Source organism: Microcoleus sp. MON1_C1 (assembly GCF_036701945.1).
Classification (GTDB): Bacteria; Cyanobacteriota; Cyanobacteriia; order Cyanobacteriales; family Microcoleaceae; genus Microcoleus.
In genome coordinates this window covers 1-25,742 of sequence record NZ_JAUBRO010000068.1, presented here as the reverse complement: position 1 = coordinate 25,742, position 25,742 = coordinate 1, and the positions used below count along the sequence as shown (strand labels likewise).

At 46.9% G+C, this 25,742-nt stretch carries 16 protein-coding genes and 1 pseudogene; 1 reads left to right on the top strand and 16 read right to left on the bottom strand.

Annotation, left to right across the window (positions count from 1 at the left end; genetic code table 11):
• Positions 1–190: 190 nt before the first annotated feature.
• From QUA62_RS26185 to QUA62_RS26170, 4 genes are all read right to left on the bottom strand, one after another.
• Positions 191–541: a hypothetical protein gene (locus QUA62_RS26185; RefSeq protein ID WP_333407699.1), complete on the bottom strand. Its 351-nt coding sequence runs from the start codon at positions 539–541 to the stop codon at positions 191–193.
• 731 nt (positions 542–1,272) lie between these two features.
• On the bottom strand, positions 1,273–4,713 hold the full coding sequence (locus QUA62_RS26180) for a plasmid replication protein, CyRepA1 family (RefSeq protein ID WP_333407697.1): 3,441 nt from the start codon (positions 4,711–4,713) through the stop codon (positions 1,273–1,275).
• 530 nt (positions 4,714–5,243) lie between these two features.
• A complete protein-coding gene (locus tag QUA62_RS26175) occupies positions 5,244–6,980 on the bottom strand; it encodes a helix-turn-helix transcriptional regulator (protein WP_333407695.1) in 1,737 nt (578 codons plus the stop codon).
• 299 nt (positions 6,981–7,279) lie between these two features.
• Positions 7,280–8,095, bottom strand: a complete 816-nt coding sequence (locus QUA62_RS26170) for a DNA methyltransferase (RefSeq protein ID WP_333407693.1) — start codon at positions 8,093–8,095, stop codon at positions 7,280–7,282.
• Positions 8,096–8,390: 295 nt separating this feature from the next.
• Here QUA62_RS26170 and QUA62_RS26165 point away from each other — a divergent pair, with 295 nt between their 5' ends.
• Positions 8,391–9,365 (top strand): tyrosine-type recombinase/integrase, encoded by a 975-nt coding sequence (locus QUA62_RS26165; RefSeq protein ID WP_333407691.1) that lies wholly within the window; start codon positions 8,391–8,393, stop codon positions 9,363–9,365.
• A 422-nt stretch (positions 9,366–9,787) separates the two neighbouring features.
• On the opposite strand, the gene QUA62_RS26160 is transcribed toward QUA62_RS26165, so the two are convergent.
• From QUA62_RS26160 to QUA62_RS26105, 12 genes and pseudogenes are all read right to left on the bottom strand, one after another.
• Positions 9,788–14,731 carry a CHAT domain-containing tetratricopeptide repeat protein gene (locus QUA62_RS26160; protein WP_333407689.1) on the bottom strand — a complete coding sequence of 1,648 codons (4,944 nt, stop codon included), beginning with the start codon at positions 14,729–14,731 and terminating at the stop codon, positions 9,788–9,790.
• Between the two features lie 58 nt (positions 14,732–14,789).
• A complete protein-coding gene (locus tag QUA62_RS26155) occupies positions 14,790–15,551 on the bottom strand; it encodes a DUF1822 family protein (RefSeq protein WP_194060222.1) in 762 nt (253 codons plus the stop codon).
• Entirely contained in the window at positions 15,548–16,243 is a 696-nt protein-coding gene (locus tag QUA62_RS26150; protein ID WP_194060221.1) for a hypothetical protein, read from the bottom strand. Before QUA62_RS26150 ends, QUA62_RS26155 begins: the two co-directional genes overlap by 4 nt.
• Before the next feature lie 66 nt (positions 16,244–16,309).
• Positions 16,310–16,573, bottom strand: a complete 264-nt coding sequence (locus QUA62_RS26145; protein ID WP_333407687.1) for an HNH endonuclease — start codon at positions 16,571–16,573, stop codon at positions 16,310–16,312.
• A gap of 152 nt (positions 16,574–16,725) precedes the next feature.
• The gene (locus QUA62_RS26140; RefSeq protein ID WP_333230114.1) at positions 16,726–16,905 is read right to left on the bottom strand and encodes a hypothetical protein; all 180 of its coding nucleotides are present in this window, start codon (positions 16,903–16,905) and stop codon (positions 16,726–16,728) included.
• Between the two features lie 12 nt (positions 16,906–16,917).
• A pseudogene (locus QUA62_RS26135) lies at positions 16,918–17,394 on the bottom strand (alpha/beta hydrolase fold domain-containing protein); the annotation flags it as partial.
• Positions 17,395–17,437: 43 nt separating this feature from the next.
• Complete coding sequence (locus QUA62_RS26130; RefSeq protein ID WP_333407685.1) at positions 17,438–17,722, bottom strand: hypothetical protein; 285 nt, start codon at positions 17,720–17,722, stop codon at positions 17,438–17,440.
• Positions 17,723–18,261: 539 nt separating this feature from the next.
• On the bottom strand, positions 18,262–19,203 hold the full coding sequence (locus QUA62_RS26125) for a ParB/RepB/Spo0J family partition protein (RefSeq protein ID WP_333407683.1): 942 nt from the start codon (positions 19,201–19,203) through the stop codon (positions 18,262–18,264).
• Positions 19,200–19,955 carry a ParA family protein gene (locus QUA62_RS26120; protein WP_194060218.1) on the bottom strand — a complete coding sequence of 252 codons (756 nt, stop codon included), beginning with the start codon at positions 19,953–19,955 and terminating at the stop codon, positions 19,200–19,202. Before QUA62_RS26120 ends, QUA62_RS26125 begins: the two co-directional genes overlap by 4 nt.
• A 207-nt stretch (positions 19,956–20,162) precedes the next feature.
• Positions 20,163–22,499, bottom strand: a complete 2,337-nt coding sequence (locus tag QUA62_RS26115) for an ATP-binding protein (RefSeq protein ID WP_333407680.1) — start codon at positions 22,497–22,499, stop codon at positions 20,163–20,165.
• 595 nt (positions 22,500–23,094) lie between these two features.
• Positions 23,095–23,820 carry a hypothetical protein gene (locus QUA62_RS26110; protein WP_333407678.1) on the bottom strand — a complete coding sequence of 242 codons (726 nt, stop codon included), beginning with the start codon at positions 23,818–23,820 and terminating at the stop codon, positions 23,095–23,097.
• 109 nt (positions 23,821–23,929) lie between these two features.
• The gene (locus QUA62_RS26105; protein WP_333407676.1) at positions 23,930–25,681 is read right to left on the bottom strand and encodes a hypothetical protein; all 1,752 of its coding nucleotides are present in this window, start codon (positions 25,679–25,681) and stop codon (positions 23,930–23,932) included.
• Positions 25,682–25,742 lie beyond the last annotated feature (61 nt).

Below are 25,742 nucleotides of genomic sequence, written 5' to 3'. Positions count from 1 at the left end.
AGCCACTAATTAAGACATCATTACTATTTTCGCCTATTTTGCTCAACAATAGCTCAAAGCTACTATTCTGCTTTTTTAAGCATTTATACTTATTGCAAAAGTGACACGCTCCCCTCCCCACTTTGCATAAAACTGCCTCGGTGTCATTCGCAATTGGCATTGACTGTAAACTGCAATCAAATTGCGTTCTCTATCGGTCAGATTCTGCTGCTTTTTTATCATCCTCAAACTTCTCCAAATCTTCCTCCCAGGCAGTATCAAACTGACACCAGGTTGCACTTTTGGAATCAGGAGCAAGGCAAATGATGTAACACCACATCCAACAGCATTGACATTGTTCGTAGTTGTAAAATTTGCCGATAACCATTCCTCTGTCAGCTTCTTCGCTAACACCCGTCCAGCGCACCATTTCGCCACAGTTAAAGCGCGGGGGATGAATTTTGGCAAAGTTGGCAGGCAATTCAATTGCAGGCGGCATATCCTTCAAATGTTTTAGTGGCAAAATTGAAATCAAATCTCGCTTTCCTTTTGGGATTGACATGAGTTGTTAACTGTGCATCTATTGCACCTGATTTGTTTTGATAAATTTTCAGACCAATTTCTCGATAGAGAAATTGCAGAGCGACATTTCTTTAAATCAATCAATTAAAATCTCTAATATTAGAGCCTGCATTAATTGCAAGCGGATGCAAGCACAATCGTCTGATATTAACGCACTTCAAAGATATGATGGGAGGCTAGGTAGCATCGATTGCTGAGCGCGCGACAACTGACAGATATGCCAACAGAGATGAAGCGTTTGGAAAGACGATATCCTCTATCACACAAATCTCTAATTTAACTTGTGAGGGATTGGAATCTTTCAAGTTTTTACCGGATACCTGTCGGAGTTATTATTTATTGGCTTGAGATATGTTTATTGGCGATCGCTCGCAGCATTACTTGCTTTGAAGAGCGCCAACTGCGCCCCCCACAGAACTCCTGCGATAGGGGTATTGCGGTCTTTCGAGGCAATATAGTCTGAGACCGCACGCATAGGTGAGCGCGATCGTTCCATCCGCGAGTTCCCGTCGAGATCGCGTTTGAAAAGTATTTTTTCGGCGAGCCGGCGCCGCGAGCGTCTAATACTATACTGAGACGCGGCCGGACTCAGATGAGTCTTTTACATGAGGGTAAAGGCTGTGAAGTCCTTAGCAGAGTAGGCTCTGCGGAACAGACAATCCTTTTCAGGTCACGCTGGGACTAAACGAATCACACTTTTTGGCAGCGTTCTCACGTCGCTCCTCCATCCGCCAGCTCCAAGCGGCGATCGCAAGTGTGGACGATCGCACCCGAAAGCAACGATTCCACCATCACTCGAGCGCCTGAGACAGCTTTAACCACATATTTTTGAACCTCACCAACAAACCGCACAAACGCGCCCACCTTCAATGAGTGTCCTGCGTTCGCAGCTTCATCAATTGGTGGCACACCCCCCGATATCTTCATATCTTTATCCGACCCTGTGCCGCCAGGAACCCCTTCCAAACATGGAGCCACGGATTCTGCCAAAGAGATAGCCTTCTCATCCCGCTGCTGCCAAGCTGCAAAAATCGCCGACCTGCCGTCGTTGGGGAAATGGAACTGGTAAACTCGAATGCGCTTGGACTTGCCCAAAGCATCTCGTTCCTCCGACCTTTCTTGGCGAACCAGTCGCAGGGTAAAGCCCAGCTTCCCCTTCAAAACGTACTGAACCACCTCCATTGGGTGGGCATTAGGGTGGACGTTGATACCCAGAAAATCTTTCACGTCCGCAGAATACTGCTTAACCCTTTGAGCAAAGGCTATCACCTCCGGGTCAGTCCCTCGATACTCCCTGTCTGAGTCAAAGAATTCCATCAGCCCCAACTTTTTGAGAGCTTCCACAGAAGCTTTCAGGAAGCGCAAATCTTGCGGGCAAACCTTCCCTTGACCCCTTTCTTGATGGCCTGCCAAGTGATTTTTATCTCGTTTCCTGACAAACTCTGGGTCATGGGTCAAATAGTAATGCAGGCGAATTTGAGGCAGCCAGCCGTCGTCGTCCTTCAATTTCAGCTCGGGCGTCACCGACACACCATAAGTCTCTTGCAGTTGGTACTTGCGCTCTTGATTGAGTTCGCCGTTTGTCTTGGAGCGCTTGTCCTTCAACTTCAGATACTCAGACAGAGTAATATCAGGAGCACCAGCAACAGCATCCGCTTCTACCCTGCGGTTCTCTTGCTGAATTGACTCAGCCTCTTCCTTAACCAGAGCAGCTCCAACATTTCGGAGAGTTAATTCATTTAACCGAGCATCAACCTCCCGGACAAGCTGCTGCAAGAGCTTCCAGTTTTTGACCGCGCTGGCTGCTATTTGCTGCGCTAATCCCTCTAAAAGGAGTTGTTCTAGCTGATTTTCTCGGCACAGTTCTACCTGAAACCCTTCAGCTTTTAGGCTGTACCTAATCGCCTCCCTGTAATGCCACATTCCGGCATTAATTCTAGCAGCCATTTTTGCCCAAGTTCTCAGGTGAACCGGGTCGTGGGCCGCGTCGATGTCGAAGTCAACTCCTTGCAGCAAGCGAATATTGGTTTTGATAACCTTCTGCTGGGAAGCGAGGAGAGCTCGGTAAGAAGCGCTGCCGTTGCCAATTTTGCCAATGCCAAAGGGCGCTGTCCAAACAAAGATTGGAACATTTTCATCCCTGACGCGAGCGAGACCTTGCAAGGCATCGTTGACGGCAATTGCTCCTTTGAAAATGCCGAATACGGCTGTAAAATAACCGCGAATGTCGATGCTAACTCCTGTGCCAATGGTGGGGCTAGCGATGATGATGTCGTAGTTTTGAATGGTGGCATTAAGTTTCTCAACGCAGCCACAAGCAGGGTGGTTGGGGTCGGCTACTGACTCGCTATCAATCCTGAGAATGCGCTTGTTGGGAAATCGTTTTTGCAGTTGTGTTTCTAGATTGCGACATGACCATTTTCCTTTGACTTTTTGGGAGTCTTCAACAACCATAATGTGGCGCCTGTTTCGATCGATCGGGCAGCAGAGGGCGCGACTTTCAAGGTCGCAGCCGGTGACTTCTCGCGACAGAATTTGCTCCATTTGAGCGAATAGTGGTGCGGGACTTTGAGTGGCGTAGAAGATCGCGTCCCGCTCTTTTTTAGGTTTCCATTCGTTGACGGCAATCCAAGGTTCGAGAGGGATGCCAGCAAGCGCCTTCAAGTAGTCGATCGCGCAATCAGATAAATCAGCATCCTGGGCAACGATTAAGCCGCCGGTGGTTAAGACGGTGCGAATGAGTTCTTGCAGGGTTTGCAAGATGGCGACGCGGTTTTCGCGGCAGGTGCTGGAGTTCAAGGCGTGCCAGATGACTTGTTCGCACTCATCAATGAGGACGATCGCCCCAGACCAGTTTTCGGGGTTGAAACGGGCCATTGAGTGGGGGTGGAGGCTGTCTACACACAAGCCGTACCCAAATAATTTGCCTTCCGGCGAGTTCTTGGTTTCGTCGATGTAGTTGATTCCCAACCCGGCGCAGATGGCGCGGCCGAGCTGAATCCTGTGGGTGATGACTAGCACGCGGCGTTCGCCCGTGTTGAGGGCGTGGGAAACCAGGTGGGCGAGGGAGCGGGTTTTGCCGGTGCCTTTGGGGGATTTTATGCAGGCTAAGCCGGCCTCTGGATAGGGGAGTTCTCCCAGATAGCGAGAATTTAGCGTTAAAGACGCGGGATAGGTTAAAAGCCATGATTCCCTATCCTGCCAAAATTGGAAGCCTCGTGCTGCGTTTTTGAGGGCAATGAGCGCATCCTCGCCTCTGGCTACCACGAAATCGTCGATGCCTTTCTCCGGTCCTGGCAGAGTGATGACGCTGACGGAGCATTTGGCGGTGGTGAACAGGCGGCCGAGTTTGTCAATCTCGCGGTTGACGTTGAGGACGGTAGAGTGCTTGCTGTCGCGATCAAAGCCGATGTAGATTTCCCGCCCTGGGGTGGCGAAGTGTTGGAGTTCGGGGATGAGATAGGGGTTGCACTTCTCCCCTAGCGCGTTCTTGGTTCTGACACCCATTGTGACGCCGGGGAGGGCAATGGCCGCGTAGCCCATTGTGAGCAGGCAGGCGGCTTTTTTTACGCCTTCGACGATGGTGACGGGGATGTTGTTGAGCCAAACCCATTCCCAGAATTGAGGCGGGTTCGTGACGCCGGGGAGGGGCACAGGGGCAGAGGGGAGATTTTCGTCTCCCGTCTCCCCCGTTCCTGTGTTCCCCATCTCTAAGTCCTCTGGGTTTTCAGGGTTGATGGGGACGCCGTGGCGTTCTGCAACTTTTGCCCAGATGTGGTCTGGGACTTGCAGGAAGAAGGCTCTGGTGGGGGTTTTGGGGGGGTGTTCGTATTTTACGGGCTTGGTTTTACCGTTTGGGTCAAAGGCATTTCGGGGCTGATAGGGTTTGAAGCAGCCCCAATACATGGGCTGCCAGTTGTTGAGGGGGTCAAGGCCCGAACACCACCAACCACCGTGCTCGATGTGGCTGTAGTGTTTTCTGGCCCACCGCCATTGTGCGTCGGGGTGGACTCTGCCGGAGGCGGCGTTAATTTCGTAGAGGAGGTAGGCGTAGGGGGCGTCGCCACTAAGAGTTTGCACGTTGAGGGCGAAGATGGCGGAGTCTACGCCGCTTTCTTGCCATTCAGTGAGGGCGGACTTAGACAAGACCATAACGCACCCCCATGTTGGCTGTGTTGACCTTCTGGCCTAGTAGCAATGCGAAAGGCACTCCAAGTTGCACCCGAATCTGGCTACCGCCAGAGCGCCTCATGAACGGGTCAGATGGGGTTAAGTGGACTATGAGTCTCTGTGAGGACTGATTTTGAAGGTCAATGCCTGTGCTATCTCGATAAATCTTCACCGGGCTATTCCTTGAGTGGGGAACATCCCTTTGTCTCATGTTCTGAAAATCGCTGCTTGCACGCCGATCAAAGATAATTAATTAATAGTTAATCCGCGCGTAGTAAGGTTCTGAAATGCTTGCTAGTCAAGAGTTTCAAAATTGAGTTGTCACCAGATCCGGGAGTTTTTGTCACCAGATCCGGGTGTTTTTGTCACTAGATCCGGGTGTGTCCGTAGTAAAGTCATAAGCCTTACCTGGTAAAAGTTTGAAGGTGATTTTGAGGTCATTTTTGCCTTACTACGCAAAACTCCAGCCTTACTACGCTTGGGGCTGGAGTTGGGGTCAAGGGGACGGGAAGCTAGATTGACAATTCTGGTAGCACTTTAGGCAAGATTTTTTTGAGGTGGGCGGCGGTTTTGGGGCTAATTGGCTTGCCGCGCTGAAGCTGTGAGACTAGCTGCTGAGATATGCCCAGCTTTTCGGCGATGACTCTTTGCTTCGTCCAATCCTTTGCTTCACAAGCCTTCTGTATCGGTTCCCACTCTAACGGGGCAGCAAATGCTGATTTCCGTTTCCGGGGCAAAGATGCTGATTTTTTAGCAGCTATCAAGGCAGGAATTTTACCGGGAGGCTTGATGGTGACGCCAGCTTCTAGCAGTAAATCAATAATTCTTTTTTTGCAATCTTTGGGTTTACCTGTTGTACTTCCAGGACGCAACCATTCTGGGTAGGTTTCAGAGTCATATATAATCTGCCAATCTAACTCAGCTAGCTGCATTAAGGCTTTATCCCAACGTTGCTTCAGCTTACCAGCGTAGCGATGATCCTTACGGGCTAATTCAATCTCATTTTTCGGCATCACCATCTCTAGCACGGTCTTAACCGTGTATTTTCCATTTGTATGAATGGCGCTTTCTGTTGTTATATTGATGGCAATTAAGAATGCTAGCTCATCATGATACGGGTTCATTTTGAGCGTCGCTTCTGAAATCCAACCAAACTCATATAAGGCAACTGGAGGTCTGGCATTCTTGCCAGGTTTATTAAAGAAAAACTCAGCCCATCTACCCGCCCGAATGAAGGCTACTATTTCTGTTGGTTCATCAATTTCATCTGTGAAAATGTTACGCTGCCCGTAGCGCTCCACAGCAACGTCCCAAATGAGGGAATTCATATCGCATCCTAGCTTCCCGATATTCCATTTAATGGTAGCGTCCAGCTTTCTCAGAAGCTTCAGGCATTGCTCTATCCTGAGTAACTTCTGGGAAGTGGTCATATCTTTACGCTCACCCCAACCCATTAAGTCTATGAGGTTAGTGCCGCCATTTTTCCCAGTTCCAGCTAGCTTAATTTCAGTTCTCCAAGGCACAGCCTGTTGAAAAACATAGGCAGATAGTAAACAGTGGAGTTTGGCAGTATCTTTCCCCAAATTGCCAAATTCCTCAATAATTCCCCAGGCTGCCTTGCCTGTAAAGTAAAAATATTCTTTAGTAACTGGGTCTTTATCCTTTAAGGCTAACTTAACAAAACCCGTGCTGTAATTATCTCGAAAAAACACATTTTTATGGGTATCTTCTTGCCAATCCCAAATTCGTAATAAGGACTTGCAAGCCGTTCTAGGAGGGGCTGAGGTGAGTATTTGAGTGATTGTGGTGCTGATAAATAGCTGGGGTTCGGTTGCGGGAACTGTTTTTGAAGCCAGCCCCAGCATAGCGGTTAACTCATCTAGTGTCCGATTGGATAAATCGAGTGGCTCTAGAAAAATTAAAGCTGAATCAAGTGCCACGTTTTTCCATAAATTTTCCTCGGTTCTACCTGCCTGAAGCCAGAGGGTCAGATGATTTAATATTTCCTCTGCTTTTGTCAAGTAGAAAGCATCATCAACTATCTGCTCTTTGAGAAATTTTTCGAGTTCATCAACACACTTAGGACTAAAGCCTTCTAATGTTTCATCCCTTTTAGTAATTTCGGCATGAATCCCCATTGCTACATTCAAGGCCAAAGTTTCTAAAAAATTACTCTGGCGTAGCTTCTTGGCGTACTCTTGAATGCGCTCGCCATCTATCGTGGTGGTGGTGGTAGTAGATAACTCCATAGCCTAGCCTCTTAATGCTAATAATAGTTACAGGTTTGATAGACAAATATCTCACTTGCTTTCTCGAACCTTTTTGTAAGGAGTAACCCGAACTTTCCGTACTACCAGGCCCTGTATCCCCAAAGCATTTGCGTTCCAGTGGTGGCGAAAAATAATGTGTTTTTCCACTAACTTCACGATCGAAAGCTCTCCCATATACTGTCCCAGTTCGCTCGTTACTACAGTTTACCATAACGCTATTATTTTAACATTTTCCAGTAATAATTTCCTGCTTTATCGCTGTTAATTTCTGCCCGAAACTAAGAACTGTTGATACAAGCTATTGTCAAATCTCGATCATCCCCTAACCCACAAACAGCCTTCGCACAGAGGGACGTTATGCTTCCGGTTTTTCCACTAATTTCTCCTGCAAAGCACATCTCTAAGCGCGTAGCATCGGCATAGTCATAGTTATTAGCATAGGGCGGCGAGGTAATGATTAAATCAGCAAAATCATCCGGTACGCCAAGACAAGTCCGAGCATCAGAGCGAACGCTCTTTGCAGTATTAGCTGCTGTTTTTCCTGCAATTCTCATGTCTTGAACCTGGGTTTGAACCATTAGCTCAAAAGCTGACATCGGCGACAATACAGATTTTTTGGTTTGGTTTGGTAAGATGTACTGCCAAGGGGCAGTTCCAACGCAGGAAACATGGCAGAGAATGGCTATAATTGTCAGCCATACCAACTCGGATTGAGGAGAATCGTCAGCTAATTGTTTCCAAGCCTGCCACAATCGATTTAAGCCTTCAAGGGAGCGATCGCTTAAACAAGAACGAATCAAAGCCGGATAATTATCTACACAGCCCGACAAATTTTCGGCACGTATTTTGACCTTTCTTATATGCTCTAAATAAAGAGCGGGGTCAGTTCGATATAACAACTTGGCTGAAGCAATCCTAGCAACGAAGGGATGAGCTTCTACTCCCAAGCATTCAACCCCCATTTTCTCAGCAGCAAGCAGCGTCGTCCCCGCACCGGCAAATGGATCGAAGACAGTCGCACTCCCCCGTTCCAAGGCTCTAGCAATAACGGTTTCGACCCAAGAGGCCGAGAAACCCGCACGCTCATCTGGCACCAGCGGTGAACGGGCAACTTGATGTTGTCTGTAAAGGTTGAAAAGGTGCTGTTGCCCTCTTGAGAGACAGGGGGCGGCGCTAGCGGCAGAACTTCCCCAAGAGGCAGCTTTAATTGTTTGACCATCAAAATTTATGCTCGTTCACTCAATTGCAGCGATCGCCGCTGCGCCTGCAAGGTTTTGGAGCCCGCCGCTCATCATTAGTACGCTCGCCGAACGGACTGGTAAATTATCCATCTTTTTGCACCCCTAATGAGGGTAATCTGGTCTGGAAAATCAAATTATCAGACCGGCTATGGACTTAGAACACGCTGCTAATTCCTTTGGAGAAATAGCTTCGACGCGGGACCTAGTGGCAGAGCTGTTAGCTGCCAAGCGCTCTGTCAACACTAGGCGTGCTTATGAGAAAGACTTGTACGATTTCTTTGCGACAATGGCGGGGCAGGAACCGCACCCGGCATTGGTACGCGAGTTCCTACGGCTGAACCGCTTCGCCGCTGTCGCGGTGGTTCTCAAGTATAAAGCCAAACTAATCGACAAGGGACTTAAGGAAGCGACGATTAATCGGCGGCTGGCGGCTATCAAAAGTTTGGTGAATTTTGCTCGGAAGGTGGGCGAGTGCGAGTGGAGTTTGGTAGATGTTGAAGGAGAGAAGGTGGTTCCTTACCGGGATACTACAGGGTTTGGCCGAGTTGCTTCTGAGAATGTGGCGGCGATGCAGTCGGTGTTGTCCATTCCTGACCGGAGTACACCCCAGGGAAAGCGCGACTATGCAGTTCTCCGGCTGCTGTGGGACAATGCGTTGCGCCGGGGGGAAATCGGCGGAGCCAATATAGGCGACTTTGACCCGCTAGCCCGAACTTTGAATATTTACGGCAAAGGTAGGGGAACTCAAGCGCAGCTAATTGACTTGCACAACGCGACGGCAGATGCGATTTCTGATTGGCTGAGCGTGCGGGGAGCTGCAATGCCCCAAGAGCCTTTATTTATCGCTTTGACAAAGCGGGAATACGGGTTGAGGTTGAGCGGGTACGCTATTTACAAGCTTGTTTTCTCAACTTGCTCCGCTGCGGGAATTCCTAAAAGAATCAGCCCGCACAGAATACGCCACGCTGCAATTACGACGCTGTTAGATGCAAGCAACGGTAATACGCGAATGGCGCAGAAGTTGAGCCGCCATACCAGCTCGAACGTCCTTAATTGCTACGATGATAATCGCCAGAGTTTGCAGCGGGAAGCGTCGGGACTCCTGGCTAGTTTAGTGCGCTAAGTTTAGATTTATATGTTCGGATAATAATCGAATACAAGACTATGGGGAAACTTACCGAAACTGTTAACTCACGTCTCACACTCCTAGTCCAAGGAAATATGGTTGAAATACTGCGATACAGTATTTAGGACTCAAAATGATTTGTGAGCGAGATTATCTGCGAATACTAGCCAAGAAATTGTAAAAGTTGGGGGTATCGAACCCCCAACTTTTATCCCCATTCCTCTCACTACTGTTAAAGCAGTCGAACCCAAATCTGCACCTGGTATCGAACCCCCAACTTTTACCCCCATTCCTCTCACACTCTCCCGTTGCGGTGAAACGTGAGGCTCCTGCGGAATTAGTTGAACTTTCCTAACTAATGCTCGAACTGCTATACTGGTTTATTCAGGTGTTGCTAAATTCCTCTTTAATAGTCTATTTTACCGAATCCCAGTGCAGGTAAAAGCAGCCCAGTAAAAAGGGTGAGAGAAAGGCTTTAATTCTTGACAAGATTTCTCTAAATTATTGCGAGATAGATAAATTTGTTTACCAATATTATCATACTTTTTGTATTCTTCATCCCATTGCTGATAGTCGGAGGAACCGGAGGAGCAAGCCTTTCGTTCTGCCTGGGATCTTTTGCGGAGCGCGTCGGTTTCTTTAAGTTTCTGTTTCAAAAGTTCTGTGAGCTGGGGTTTATAAATAGCAGCTAAGGTATTGCCCGTAAGCTCTCGCAACTTAACTTGAGCTTGTCTCATAGCTTCTGGGCGATTCTTTCCCTGCTGCCACTCTTGATAGTAAAAGATCGAGAAAAGTGCTGTAGCTAAATCATCGACAGCCCAAAGCGTACTGATAACACTTCTGGCTCCCGCCGACAAAAAAGCAGTTGAAAAAGTAAGGATATCGCCAGTAATTTCAGTCAATCCCAATCCTGTTTCGCAGCAGGAAAGAAATACATCTGACAACTGAGGGAGACGCCATGCGGGAGTCATTAGCTGACCTAAAGTAATGCAGCCATCTCCTAAAATTAATGTCGATTCTAAGGGATTGTCAAAGCGCGACTGGGCGTGGTGGCTAGAATGGAGGATTTGGACGGTTTGCGCCAGTTCTCGATAGTTACTAACTGTAGCTTGACGGCAACCTTTTAAGCGTTGATTGTCTGGGATATTATAAAGGACTGCTAGTTGCTCTCCTTCAAAGCTGGCGCAAGGCAAGTCGTCCGTCGCATCTTCAATAGTGCCACAGTTTAGGTTATTGCCGGGGGAAGGACGCTGCTGGCAGAATTCTAGGACTTGACAACTAGGTGCGTAACGAATGAGAAATTTTTCTCCTAAATATCGGTTGTCTCCGATGGGTAGTGCAGCGAAAGGGATGTGATGAAGGGCATCATGAGGAACTATAATCAGTTCAGAAATTCCGTCTAAATGCCATAAGATTAGATCGTTCAAATTTAACTCTTTTGCCAGTTCAGTTAGCATCCCAACTAACTCTTTTTTCCAAGATTTATTATCCTCAACATATTTTTCTAACCAATTTTGGAAAATCCATCCGTGCAAAGCATCCAATCCTAAATCGGTGCAATTGTGTAGGGTAATCTCATTTTGCCGCACCACAAATATCAAGGTGTCGCTAGCAGTGGTGTAAAAGCTCAGAATGGCAGTAGTAGGTTTGTCGATCAGCTTCTGGATGGATGGGAATTCGAGAGGATTGACTCGAATTTGACCCGCAAGCACCGGATCTAAACGGCGAAGTTGTTCCCAAATTTGGAGTTTTTCAGCTTCCAGATAAGCTATTGTTTGATTGTAAGCTGCTAGTGCTGCACGGCTGTTATCAAGTTTGCTATTATCAAAGTCGTTGCTAGGTTGATTGCGCCCTCGTTCCTTGTCAATTTGCTGCTGTAGCTGTTCAAAATCCTGTAAATACTGTTGAATTTCAGCAGGAATTTCTGCACTTGAATAGAGGTCATTGCTTGCCATTAAGTCTACGAGGCGTTTAGAGCGCGATCGCTCTACATATTCAACAGCTTTATCTAACTGCTTGTTATTGATGCAAGCTTGCACGATGTTTGCATAAATGTCGATCGCCTCTCCCAAAATTTCTTGGCGGCGAAATTCAGAAGTTGCCCAAGTACGGCTGGTTTCTACGGCTTCGATCGCGATACCGTATCCCTCAATGGCTAACTGCCAATCTTTAATTACAAATCCTATTTTTCCAAGGGTTTCTCCAGTTTTATGGCATTCAAATGGGAAAGCTGTTGGCGTGCAAACTTTCAAAGCAGATTGATAAGATGCGATCGCTTTTTCGCGTGATTCAACCATTAAGTAACATTTACCCAGATTCATTTGAGTCATAGCCCACTCTCTAGAAAAATCATCGGGGTTAAAGACTTTTAAAGCAGCTTGATGGGCGGCAATAGCCATTTCTAAATTCTCATTTCGATCGCCCTCAAGTCGATCCACGTAAGCGTTGCCCAGATTCGTCTGCACTCCTGCCCAATCTGCGGGAAAAATGTCTTGAGTGTAAACTTGCAAAGCTTCGAGATTAGCTGCGATCGCCTTCTCAACATTTTCTACCCGATCGCCATGAAGTCGGTGGCGGTAAGCAGAGGCAAGATTCATTTGAGTTTGCGCCCAAAGTTCCGGGGATTCTTCGCGGGTGCGGAATAAGAGGGCATTTTCATAACAGGCGATCGCTTGTTCCAAGTTTTCCGCCTTGTCGCCGCAGATGCGATCGCGGTAAATAATACCCAAATTGTTTTGGAGTTGAGCCCATGATTTCGGATTTGCTTCGCGGGTGTGAACTTCCATTGCTGCCAAACAAGCGGTTCTTGCTAATTCTGCATTCTCTAATCTATCTCCGCGAATTCGGTTGCCATAAGCAAGAGCCAAAGTATTTTGAATTGCTGCCCACATTTCTGGAAAGGATTCGCGGGTATATACTTGTAGAGCATTTTGACAGCAGGCGATCGATCGTTCTTGATTTTCGGCGTGATCGCCTTTAAAACGGCGATAATAAGCACTGCCAAAAAACATCTGACAAAGTGCCCACACTTCTGGAAAAACTTCGTAGGTTAAGACTGTAGCAGCAATTTCATAACCTGTAATTGCAATTTCTAAATTATTAGCTTGATTTCCTTGTTTAAATTCACGAAGGCAGAGGCTTAAAGCTATAATGCTAGAAGCGAGTGCTTTTTTCTCTTCTGGTTGCACTTCAGATAGCATCGCAGACGACCTATCTCGCAACACCTTAATAAAGTGTTCGTCGAGTTGAGCTTGATTAGCTTCAAGCACAAGGTTAACTTCTGGCAATCCCGTGAAAAAATGCTTCTCGAATCGAGCTGCCTTTGTTTCCACCAATCTGTCAACGGTGTCGAGTCTATCTGGGTTTGTTTCCGCCAATCGATCGACTGTTTGGAAATTTCTTTGACTTTCGTTAAGAGCTTTGAATAATTGAAACAATAAACGCTCGCGAGTTTCCTGTTGGATGGCCTCCCACTGTTCGGGAAATTTTTCTTGAGTAAAAACAGCGGCCGCAACTTCATAGCCTGCCTTAGCAATCTTCCAGTTGTTCTCTTCATCGCCTTTATCAAAATGTTGAATCAGGCTGCTAAACTTGAGAATTGCCGCTGCTAGATTGATTTCTTCTGCTGGTCCTAATTCAGATAAGAGTAACTTTTCTGATAAAATTAATTTTAGATCGTTGAATCTTTCTACTAAACTGTCGTTCAGTTGCTCTAGGTTTTGTTCGATAAGTTGGTAGAAGGCTTGCGGATTAGTCTCGCTTTCGATAGCTGTTTGCAGAGCTCTATCTAGAAACTGCCCTAATGAAGTTATTTGCTGGATTTGAACATTTTGCAGTAGGTCTACAATCAAAGGAGAGCCGGAGCGATCGGCATATTCTTTGGCTTTTTCGCGCTCTCCACAGGCGAGGCAAAGCGTTACTATTTGTAGGTAAGCATAATTTTTTTCGGGAATTTCTTGATGTAAAGATTCAGAATTACCCCAGCGGGCGATCGTCTCTACAGCTTCAATAACCCTCGCAAAACATTGAAAAGCTTCTGCCTTTTTGCCAGCAGCCAATGTCAGCTTGCCCAACTCAAGTCCGGTTTTGATGCACTCTCTAGGGAACGAATCAGGGGTAAAGATTGTTAATGCCGCTTCAAAACAGGTTAAAGCATTAGCAATTTGTGCCAGTTTGCGGTAAGCTTTGCCCAAATCTGACTGGGTATTAGCCCATCTTTCGGGATAGGTTTCGGGAGTATAAATTTGTAAGGCTGCTTGGTAGGCTGCGATCGCCCGTTCCAGATTCTGCGTTTTGTCCCCTAAAATCCTTTGGCTATAAGCAGTGCCGAGGTGCCATTGACTGCTAGCCCCATCGGCATCAGTGCGAACTTTTAAGGCAACTTGATAACACGCGATCGCTTTCTCGAAATTTTGCGATCGATCACCTTCTACTCGGCGAGTGTAAGCAACTGCGAGGTTATTTTGCAGTCTTCCCCAAAGTTCAGGATCTCGATCGCGGCTAACAACTTGCAGGGCTCCTTCAAAACAGGCGATGGCCTTTTCTAAATTCTCAGATTCATCTCCGACGATTCGGTCACTGTAAACAAGACCGAGGTTATTTTGCACCATCGCCCACTCTTGGGGAGAAGTATCGCGAGTGGAAATTTGCAAAGCATTGGTGCAAGCGGTGAGGGCTTTTTCAAGGTTTTCGGAGCGATCGCCCAACCTTCGATGGCGGTATACTGGAGCTAAATCGTTTTGGATTTTTACCCACATTTCGGGTAAAATTTCACGAGTTAAAATTTTGGCAGATCCTTCAAAACCTGCGATCGCAATTTCTAGATTAATTATTCTGTTGCCCAGTGGGAATAGCCAGAGTATCTCGCTGAAATACACAATACCTAATGCTATCCCTTTTTTTGTTTTTGGCTCGCACTTCAGGAGCGTGTAATCTATCCATAGACAGAATTGCATCCAAAAATATTCATTCAGTTCGTCTGAGTTAGTTGCTAAAAGCTGGTAAACAGTTTGTTGGTCACTTGGGTTTAGCAGAATTGTCCGCAATACTTCCCACAAGAAAGCTGGAGCTTTAACAAAAGAGCCTGTTACTGGCGACCCATGTGTTTCTATGTAAGAACTGTATAAAAAATCAGCCAAATCAATTAAAAATTCAGCACTATAAAACTCCCTCTGTCCTACCAGAATTGTAGCTACCATTTCCATCATTTCGACCAAACCAACATCTACCAAATCCGGGTGCTTCCTTAAAATCTTGAGTTCCTTACCGCGAGGACATTTGAGAAGCGCTTGAATCAGCTTGAAATAAGCTGTCTGGCGTTTTGTCGTTTGGGGAGCTTTCTTCGGGCCGAATCCTTTTGCCATATTCTTTACAGGTTACGAAGGGGATACTACATATACACATCAGCTATCCCTTCCAAAATTACGCAGCATCCCTCCATATTTCTGCTAACTTCTCCAGCAGTGCTTCGGCTAAATCTTCTAAATCAGTGTCGGCGCTATCGGCACTTTCACGAGTAAATTCCCCTCCTGCGGTACTCCCAGCTAACATCTCTCCCCCTGCGTACCGCCACTCGTACTCTTCGCAAGTTCGATAAATACGCTCTAATTGGGCAACAATATTGCTCTGCGATTGAGTTTGGATCGTGGAGCGTACCTGTATCGCCACTGGATCGTCAGTTTCTAAGAAGGCGATCGCTTCTTCTAAACGAGTAATCTGTTCAATTAAAGCGTCGATCGGCATCAGTTCTGCTACCGCGAGTTGTTGCGGTGGATTTGAGCTATCTAAGCTTGGAGCAAATCCCAATAGTTGCACGGAGTCAAGGCGATCGCTAAACTGTACTCCTACATATCCAATCCGATTCTCTATTACTTCTTCGGGTAAGAAGATGGTTGTTTCACCAGGTAAAACTGGGCGGCATTCTAAGGAGCCAATGCCAGGAATTACCAAGTCAGCGACATTAGCTAGTGTCGTTTTTGCTGGATTGAAGCTATCAGAACCTTCCAAATGTGTTTCTATTTGCAGCCATTTTAAATAGCTATGAACTGCGTAAACTGCGAGTGCATTCAAGTAAACTCGTTTTCCTTTTTGGACTGTACTTTGAACGGCTGCCAACTGTCGCGCCATTTCGTGAGCTTTTAACTCTATTGGTACTGTTAACAGAGGTAGTTCTGCGATGTTCATGGTTGTGGTTCCTGTTTATATCCTAGAGTGCGGGCTATTTCTTGCAACGAGGGTTCGCATTTTCTGTTCCAGTGAGAATTCAGGGTTGTGTAATTAACCTTTAACTCTTTGGCTAAGTCTCGAAACTTGTCAGGAGGTTCTTTTAATACTCTTCTCATGCTGAGGAATTGGCAGTTGCACTCCGGGTTAGAACGAGGGTAGCTATTTCTTAGCTTGCCTTCTGGATCTTGCTCTATGTAAAGTTCTAGTTGGAGACCTATTCGCTGAGTGGTTTCTTTCTGAACACTTTCAATCATGCCATCCAACCCGCTGAGCGGAAAATCAGGTAATAGTTCGAGCCGAGTTGTTTTCCCAATATCTGCTGCGATCGGTGCATCTAAACTAATTGGAGCATCTTTGTCAGGAGAGTACAAATCTTGAATTCGCCAACTCAGGTAGCCGTTGATCCAGTTAACCAAACTTTTTGAAACAGAAGGCGGGCGCGGCTCAAATTTAGCAATCTCGCGACTAACCCATTCAAAAGTACGATTGAGGGCTTCAGGATAATCTTGATGGACTGATTTTTTGAGTCCTGGTAGTTGCTGAATTTGCAATAACAGCTTGTTCATGGCTGGTCGCCATTTTTTGCTTGGGGCGGGGTGTTGGCGCACCTGTGCAATTAGAGCGCTTAACCGTCCATCTAGGTCATCCATGCGACTTTTTTGAGGAGCAAGTTAGTTTGTTTATTAGCTATGAAAATTCGCGATCGTGCGAAAATCCTAAGCTATTTTCTCATGTGGTTGAGCTCTTTGTGTGCGTAAATTCTTGCCGGGAGGAGGCAAGAGGCTGTTACCACGGGAATTATTGCAACTGAAGCAGGCTAAACGCAGGTTGGAGAGTGCGTTAGACCCGCCTCGACTTTTAGGCTGTAAGTGTTCGATGGTTCTTTCAGATTTCTGCATGGACTTGTTGCACCAGTAGCAGTGATTTCCGTACAGTTGTAGGAGTTGGCGTCTCTTGTTGCGTCTTGAAGCTGGGGACATAAAGCTTTCGGAGCCTCACGGCTGTTACGTGTTCATTTACGTATCAGCTCCCTGCTAAAAATTTACGCAGCCATAATTTAAACTCTCCTGCTGCCTTTGATCCCTGGACTAAAGTCGAGCAGGTTTTCAGGCTCGTTTTTGAGGATTTTTCTTTATTTTGGTTGGTAATTAGAAGACTTCAGAGCAGGAGCCAAAAAGCGTTCTGTGTAATACAAAGCGAGTTGATTGCTCACACCATTAAAAACCGCATCAAAGGCGTGTTCAGCCCAAGGAATTTCGACCATTACCGCACGGTTTCCAGTGGCTTGTAATTGTTCGTAGAGAGCGTCCAAACTAGGCCTCAACTATATGGTCGCGACCTGCATAAACCAGTAGAGAAGGGGGAAGGTTGGGTCTAACATAATTGATGGGAGAAGTTTGAAGGTAAAGTAAAGCTCTCTTAATTGGTCGGGGGTTCCTCCCAGAAAGGCTCGCAGAATAGCTCGGACGTTTAGGGGGTCGGGAAAAGGTGGGTTATAATATCCCCGGAGCAGGTCATTTGGTCCGTAATAATTCACTACTGCCCGAACTGGAACTGTAGTTGAACGATAAGCATAAAGCGATGCTAAACGGGCACCGGCTGATCTTCCCATCAGAGCAATTCTGTCAATATCAATGAACCACTAATCGGCATGGGTTTTGATATATGACAGAGCAGCTTCTACGTCCTCCAACTGAACCCGAAACCGATACTGGGGAGCGTGGTGGTAATCTATTGCTACTACGCAATAGCCCCTCCCTGCCATGTAGCGGCTAAATTCCTCATTACTATTTGGACTGTCTCTTTGCCAAGCTCTTCTCTAGAGGATGACGATCGCCGGATATCTACCAATTTGCATCCGCCGGTAAAGGTTGAGTTTCAGTTTCACTCCATCCGGGGAAAGCAACTACAACGCCTTCAGGAATGCGAACTTCCCGCAGGGGAATTCCCCGGAAGGCATCTGCTAGGATAAACGGTTGAGGGCGTAGTTGTGCCTGTTCAATTTGAGGAACGGTGGCCAAATAGTCTGCCCCCAAAACTGCTTGGACTTTGACCGCGATCCGTGTATTGGCTGCTGGGAACTGTAGCAGGGGGATTAGGCTGAGTATCAGGGCAAGCAGGCTACACACCAGGGATGTGTTGCAGAGCCAGCCTTGTTGTCGTCTGAAGATGGTTAGCATTCGGGCGAGGCATTAATACCTACAAGCCAAGGGCTAATTTCTGGCGCTCCCACTGCCAAAGGAAACAGGGACAGTGTGACCGCTGGTACGATGACCCAGAGGCTGAGAAATAATCCAACTGCACTCAGAAACGAAGAGATGAACAGGGAGACTAGAAACCATACTAATGAGACTAGCTTTTTGTCGTTATTTTTAGGTCGCACAGATTTTTTCCCAAAGCCGGATTTTTAACTATTACGCCTTAGATCCCGCCACTAATTCTGGATACAGAATTAGTGGCGGGATCTAAGGCGAGAAAAACCGAAATTGTTTTCAGGCGAGAAAAACCGAAATTGTTTTCAACCGATATGAGGTACAGCCGAATAAGGACAGAGAACATTTGAAGTTTTTCTAAAACAGAAGCCTACACTGCTCCTGCCGATACAGTGTAGGTAGTTCACTCAGCTTAAATTAATGTAAATTTAAGTAGTTTTACTTTAAAATCAGCTTCATTTTTCCCATCCCTCACCCACCAAAGCTTCCAGTTCAGCTAACAGCTTCTCTAGTTTCTTTTGCTTTTTGGGGTCATCCCAAACCTTAGACTTTTTCACTCGCTGCAAAGCTGTATCTACGCGACTTTTAAGTGAGTGATTTGGTGCAGTCGCCTCCCCTGTACTTTTCGCTTTTAAATCGGCAATGCGCTGTTTGATTTGGGTCAGGGAGAGGTCGAGAGCGATCGCCTCTTCTAACAATTGGGAGCGCTCTGAGCTATCCTTAACTCGGGCGATCGCTCTGGCTTTAGTATACTCAATCTGTCCTTTCCGCAGCGCTCCAATCACATCATCTGGCAGGTTCAGCAACGGGAGGCGATTGGTTCGGAAACTTTCTGGAGTGTACTTCCCGACGAGTGCAAATATATCGCTTACTATTTCCCACTCCGAGCTGTGGATAACGTTATCCACACCAGCGCGTTCCGGGTGCGCGGCCGCTCCGAGCAAAGCAATAACTGACGAGGAGGTAGAGTTCAATTTCATTGCCAGCAATTGCAGAATTCCCTCAGTTTCCTCAATCGCATTCAAATCTTCCCGCTGCAAGTTCTCCAGCAGTGCAATTTGCAGAGCCTCTGTGTCTGTCAGTTCCCGAATCACAACAGGAATCTCAGTCAAACCTAACGACGAAGCGGCTCGATAGCGCCGTTCTCCAGCCACCAATTCGTACTTGTTGCCATCTATGGGGCGTACCAGGAGCGGTTGCAGAATTCCTAGCTGCTTGACTGACTCCACCAGTTCTTGCATGGCTGTCGGATCGAAATAGCGGCGTGGCTGCTGCTGGGGCAAGACAATTTTGTGTATTGAGACAAGGGAGGATGCGGCATCTTCGCTGTTGCTGGTTCCTAATAGAGCCTCAACCCCTTTGATTTGATAAGGCTGACTGTCGCGCTTTTGATTCATGCCAGAGCTAAGAGTCCTTGTGCAATAGTATCGAGTACGGCGACGGCTGGATGTTTTGGATTGTACACGGCCAGAGGTACGTGTTGCTGTGACGCATCGGCGAAAGCGACAGTCCGAGGCACGGCAGGGTAAATCGCACCAATCTTCTCCAGAGAAGTAGTAATTGACTGCAAACTTTGAAAGGCCTGTACAGTACGGGTATCGTACAGCGTCGGAATCACTCCAGCAATCTGCAATTTCCGATTAGCGCGTTTTCTGACGCGAGCAATGGTTTGCAACAGCAATTCGGTTCCCTTGAGAGCCTTATATTCAGTCTGAATCGGAATTAAGACGTGAGTGGAGGCAACTAGGCTGATATAGGATAGGATGCCTAGCGAGGGAGGGCAGTCTATCAATATGAAGTCATAGTGCGAGCTAAGGGGGTCAATGACTTCTTTTAGCCGACTATCTCTCATGTCAGCCACCACCAGTTCCAGCTCTGCTCCGCTCAAATTAATATTAGAAGGGAGCAAGTCCATGTTGTGAAGGTTTTTGCGGAGCGCCGCGTCAGAACCGTTCATAATAGACTCGTAGACAGTCTCCTGTAACTCAGATGGCTCCAAGCCCATGAAGGCGGTAAGCGAGGCTTGGGGGTCCATATCTACTAACAAGACTTTTTGCGAACGCTTCGCCAAATGGTAGCCTAAATTCATTGTCAAACTGGTTTTGGAGACACCGCCTGACTGGTTGAACAGCGCAATAATTTTGCTCATCTATTTTTAAGCACGCTCACTCAACGTGTTGATTAAACAATATTAGTGGACTGCGGCTTATTGTAAACTAATCCTTGAAAGAACTTTGAGAACCGCGTCTGATAACTAACTGCGATCGCAGTTATCATTGAACTATCGCAGTTATCATTGAACTAGAGATGTTCAGCGCAGTCCCTACTCATAATCTTGGATTTGGGTGGGGTTCGTTCAAAGGTAGTGTTGAGTTAAATCGCTGATAATATCTAAGCTCATATTGTCAACTAATTTAGTCAAAGCCGCAGCAAGAGACTTCTGCGACAGGGGAATTCGCTCAATCAACAGCCTTACCGCTTGCTCGTCTCCACAAGCGGCTGCTTTATAAAGCTTCTCAATCGACTCCCTCGGCAACACAGACAGCGACTCAGGAGTCAGTTGCACAACGTGCTCATCCTGTTCGGACTTCCTCGGCGACTCCTCTTCATAGATATAGCGAACACCCAAATGAAGCGCCATCTTCTCAAAAATTACTGTTTCTCGGAACGGTTTGGCAACAAAGTCATCGAAGCCGTTCGACATGGCGAGTTCCTGGGTTTTAACAAAAGCATTAGCGCTCAAAGCAATAATTTTAGTGTTAGAACCGTTAGGCAGAGTTCTAATTTTTTGAGCAGCTTGAAAGCCGTCTAGAGCAGGCATCCTCAAATCCATCCAAATTAAATGCGGCTTGTACTTTCGCCACAATTTAACAGCCTTAATTCCGTTATCCGCGAACCACACCAGAAAGCCAGCCGACTTCAATATCTGAGTTAGCAACAACCGATTTGCCGACTCATCATCCGCTACCAGAATGCGATATATTTGTTGGTTGGGTGCCAACCCCTTCACTCGTTTTTGCGGCAATCTGTCATAAATTTCGCTCTCAGTTGCATGACTGACTTTAACGTAAAAACTAAAAACCGTTCCTTTCCCCACAGAACTTTTGACCTTAATTTCACCACCCATCAGCTTCACAAAAGAGTTACTGATTGGCAATCCCAAACCCGTTCCCGTTTGCGATTTTCTGCCAGCAGAAGCTTGCACGAACGGCTTAAACAAACGGCTAACCTCATCAGGCGCAATGCCTGGGCCTGTATCCTTCACAGAGAATTGGAGAAAGAATTTGGGTAAAGGTTTTTTAGCCATAGACTGAAGGCATTTTACAGTCAGCTTCACCCTACCCGCCTCAGTAAATTTAACAGCATTACCCAACAGATTAATCAAAACTTGGCGCAGCTTGCTTTCATCAGTTCGGACGTATTGCGGTACATCTTTCCGGAGTTCAAAAACAAGTTGCAATCCCGACGACTGAGCTTTGAGTTGGAACATCCGTTCTATGTCCGAGAGCAAACTGTACAAGTCAACAGCAGTTTCTTCGAGGGTAATTTGACCAGCTTCAATCTTAGACAGCGACAAAATATCGTTGATTAGTTTCAACAAATGCTCGCCACTGCGATTGATAATATCTAAACTCGACTGCTGTTCCGGTGCAGTTTTTTTAGAGTTCACAAGGAGGTGGGCAAAGCCGATAATCGCATTCAGAGGCGTTCTCAATTCGTGGCTCATATTGGCCAGAAAGGTACTTTTAGCGCGATTGGCACTTTCGGCGGCAATTTTAGCTTGTTTTAGTTCCTTTGTTTTCTGTGCAACTTGCCGCTTTAAATCGCCAGAATATTCTTCTAACCGCTTGCGAGATGCTTTTAACTGGCAATTCATGCGCTCGAAAGCACAGGCTAGGGCTTCGAGTTCGGCAATACCGCTACCTGAAACTGTTGAGTCGAAGTCGCCACCAGCTATCGCCTCTGTTGCCGAAATTAACCGCAGCAGTCGCTGTTCTATTCTTAGGGAAATGGACAGCAAAAGGCAGATAGAAAGAACCAAAGCCAGCAGCACGAGCAAAATAGTGTTGCGGGTGTTGGCATGAACTTTTTGGGTGAAGTCGGTTTCGGGTACAACTGCCACAATCAGCCAATTTAAGCCTTTCGGGTTTTTAAAAGGTCTGACTTGTAGCAAGTATAGTGAGTTGCTGGCAGTAAAGTTAAGATTTTGGCTGCTGTTAATAGCAGCGAGGTTGCCATAATATTTAAGCAAATACTCTGTTGAAAGCTGGATTACTTTTTGTTGCAGAGCTTGGGTGCTTTCTCGCTGCAGTCCGTCAACAGAAATAGACGGTTTTGGTTCAGTTACCTCGTTCCGAGCCACTAAACGTCCCGAACGGTCTAAGATAAAGGCTTGACAGTTAGGGCTAATGAGGAAATCGTGCAAGTTGAATGTTGAGGTTGGGATGGGAAAAGCAGAATTTGTTTTTTGTTGAGGCAATATTGTTTTTGGAGAGTCTGACCCATTTCTTTCCCCATTTGGTTTGATTGTGACTCCGGCTGTTTGACTTGGGGAAAGTTGGTTTACCGAACCAATTGGAATTTGATTGTAAGTCCCTTCTCCTTTCACAACCCCTTCTTTTAAGTAGTTGTCAAGGCGGTCCCAGATGCGACTCGTTGCTTCTCCCAATAGGTGTGCAACTACGTCATTCATTGTCTGTCGCCCTGTTTGAAAAGAAAGCCACCCCGTTAGAGCTAGTAAGATTGAAATCAAAAGAGCGTTGGGGACTGTAAGCACAACGCGCAGCGGGAGAGCAGACTTTTTTTGAACAGAGCTTTTTGGGCGGAACATTGGTTGAACAAAGGAGTGGAGAATGAGGAAAAAAACGTTCTTCTTCAGAGGGGAGTAACACCATCCGTAGAAGAGTTCTCCTCTTCTGGGTCACCATCCCCGCTCACTCTCGTTATGCTGCTTGACTAATTCCTATTAGTAGCGCAGTTTCAAACGAATCTGAATCAGTCAAAAGCCATAAATTCTCAGAGCGAGCGGTTAGGAAAACTGGTTCCTGCCTGACTCAGCGCGGGCAGTATTAAGGAGATGATTGGCATCTCAACTAACCCAAGTTGCGTGCTTAAAACCACTCTTGACTGGTAATGGGTAATGGGTAATTGGAACAATTTGAGATTTGAGATTTGAGATTTTAAATTGATGGCTCGCCGTTTATCCCGCTCTGTGCTTGACCCCGGAACGAATGCACTTGCCTAACTCTGTCTAACATGAGTTAGATATGAGTAGGTTTGTGTGAGCGCTAGTTTGGTTCTTCAAAAACTATTTTGGCTAGTTCGACAATCACAGACAAGTCTACTCCGGCTCGTGCAGCAGCATCAGTCACCGATAGATTGTGGTTTCTTACTAGAGCTAAAAATTGTCGCACGCTGTAGACTACTGGGTCGTTGGCTGCTGTGTAGCCTTTTTGGATGGCAATTAGCAATCCTTTTTCAACATCTGATGCACAGGGTGCGCGACCTCTATCAACGTTCACAGTCGGCGACATTCTTGGGGTGACGGGAGCGATGCGAATTCCTAAGTGTTCTGGTTCTTTGTTGGTAGGAACGATGTTGAAGTTGTAAAGTCGCTGTTTGCCTTTTGAATCTACAGTTTTGATTGAGATATTGGTGATGGTAGCTGTGGTAGCTCCCGGAAAATTGAGGGCTTGAATGGGACGCAAGAAAACAGTTTTGGCTCGACCGATTGCCAGTTGTGCGTCGGTGCTGAAAACTACTTTTGAGGGGTCGGCAATTAAAACGTAGGCGAGAGCTTCGTCGGTTGAGCTGAAGTCGATCGCACTCGCGCGACCGGGATAGACTAAAATATCGATCGCACTATTGACGGCAATATCTCGACCCACAGTTTGATAGCCTGTTACTCTTGATTGAGCAAAAGCACAGTCGGGGTAGCTTGCAGTAGTGAACACTGCTGTGAACAAAAGCCCTCCGAGGGAAAGCATTCTTGGGGATTGGATGCGATTCGTCATGGCAGTTATTCGTTGATGTTGAGAAAATTGTTGACAGTAGAAACGGGGATTTCCTTTACTAATCGCCGCAGTCGCGTTGGGGCGACTTAACCGTTTACCGACGGTTTGGTTATCGGTAAATGTTGAGAAAGCTGTTAACAGTAATAGAAACCGGGGTTCCTTTATTAACCACAGCTACATTAGGGCGGTTTAAAAGTTCTTCAGTTGCTCTATCTGAGCGGCTTTCCATCCGTTTTGCTAGGGGGCTGAAGAAGCCATCGAGGACGGCTGACCAAATTTGGGGGTCTCGACTTTCAACGGTGGTTGTACTGCTCCCAAACCTACCGCTAATACTGCTAGAGCTTCTGACTTTAGGCTCTGCGAACACTTGACCGACTCGTCCAACTCCCGACAGCACTGCGGTAAGGATATCCTGTCCGGCAATATCTGAACCTGGGTCGAAGTAGCCTGAAGCAATCAGCGGCCCAGAGCCCTCTCCTGCAATCAAAATTGCGCCTTCTGGAATGGGCTGCTGTTTAATCTGACCGTTTCTATCTGAGTAGACGAGCGCCACAGCACTAGCTTGTACCATGCGATTGGTTTTGCTGACGGTGTTGGCTTTGGCAATGACAACTGTGCCGGCAGGAAAAGCAATAGAGCCGTCAGTTGCCGTGAAATCGGCTGTGAGGGTGACAGCAAATTTGTCGTAAAGCTGTTTGCCTGAGCCTTCATCCCACAACAGGGGAACCGAAACTACGCCGTTGACTGTGGTTCCAAGGGGAACCTGAGCTGTTTGAGGCGTGCGGTTGAGAATGCCTTTTGCCCCTGGGGAATTTACTTGTTCTAGGGTTGGGGAATTTGTTAAGGCAGAAGCCTTGGGAGCAGTTTCTGGGGAAAAGGTTTGAAATTCTGTATCGGGCAAGGACGTTCGGCTAGCACTGAGTCGAGTCGCAGTCTCGATTGAGTTATCAGTAGAATCGGAACTTATTTGGGGGGAAAGGGGAGCCGGAGTTAATTGGTTAGTGGGGTTTTGGGAGTTGTCGGTGGTTTCGAGGCTGTCCCCTCCATAAGGAAACTCCGGGTGTAGCCTTTCCCCGCTGGCGTTATTTGGGTGGCTATATAGTTTTTCTGGGATTTGCTCGAAAGAAACGTATGAGGGTTGCGACTTTTGGTTGCCGATATTGACTGTTAGGAATTCAGTTGTTGGAGCTGGCTTTGTCAGAGCGGCGGCGGTAGCACTTGTTGTCGCTGGAGTGCTTGGTGTTGCACTCACGGCATTCGCTATTCGGTTAGGGTCAAAATTTCCCCTAATTTGTCCGAGTTGGGCGAGTTGGTTCCACCGCTCAAACGGGTCGATTTTTTCTTCTGTTGGAGTTGGAATTAAAGGTGGGGGTATTAACGGTTTGGGTATGGGGGCTGGTGGGGGCGCGAGTGTTCTTTGCGGTATGGGTGCGGGTACTGTTACCGTCCGCACTACTGTTCTGGGTGCGGGTAGGGGTTCGCGTAGAGGAGTAGGTGGCGGTGCAGCGCTCCGGGTAGCGACTAGACGCGGAGTTCGCGGATTTCGTGGGGTTCTTGACGGTTTGGGCGACGGTTCTGTTTTGGGTTTTGCGGTTTTTTGCGGTTTTTCGGCTAACAGTTTTTGTTGGTCTTGGTAAGCTAATTTAGCCAGCAACTCCGGTTTTTCATCTTTAATGGTGCCAGAAGAGCTTTCTTTTGGTGTTGATTGTGCGATAGGTTCGCGAGGTGATTTAGGCTTGATAAATTGCCAAATCAGCAGTCCTAGCAATAGTATTCCACCAGTCAACAGCAGCATTGTCACTGCTCTAGGAACGCCTCTTTCGGAAACAGGCGGGGGCAGTGGTCTTTGGGAGCGTGTCACTTTTGCGATGAGTATTTATACTAAAGTATTTCTTCGCTTACCAATTAAGTCATTTAAGTAA